Genomic DNA, 420 nt, shown 5'->3' on the forward strand with positions numbered 1-420 from the left:
GTTCAGTATCTGGTCGAGCAGAATCGATTTCCGGTGAACTGTCTCAAGATCGAAGTCACGGAAAGTGCAGTCATGGCAGACCCCGACCGTACGCTGAGAGCCCTGAATGAACTTCATGGCCTTGGTGTTCGGATCGCGGTCGACGATTTTGGTACGGGGTATTCCTCTCTCGCCTACCTGCAGAAGCTGCCGGTGGATGACCTGAAGATTGATCGCTCCTTCGTGAGTGGTCTCTCTGGGAGCCAGCCATCAAAGGCGATCGTGCACTCGATCATTTCGCTGGCGCACAGTCTGGGCCTGTCGGTGACGGCGGAAGGTATTGAGTCGGAAGCAGACATGCGGATTCTTCGCGCCGCCGGCTGCGATTTTGGGCAGGGATACTACATCGGCCATCCGATGCCATTCGATGCAGTGCATGAC

The 420-nt window shown here is 56.4% G+C and carries 1 protein-coding gene; it reads left to right on the forward strand.

Features of this window, described 5'->3' with window-relative positions; translation table 11 throughout:
- Positions 1 to 9 precede the first annotated feature (9 nt).
- Positions 10 to 420: EAL domain-containing protein (locus H0X90_RS35440; protein ID WP_230878131.1), on the forward strand; the 411-nt coding region annotated here is incomplete at its 3' end.

Source organism: Burkholderia sp. 9775_39 (genome assembly GCF_015712225.1).
GTDB classification, from domain to species: domain Bacteria; phylum Pseudomonadota; class Gammaproteobacteria; order Burkholderiales; family Burkholderiaceae; genus Burkholderia; species Burkholderia cenocepacia.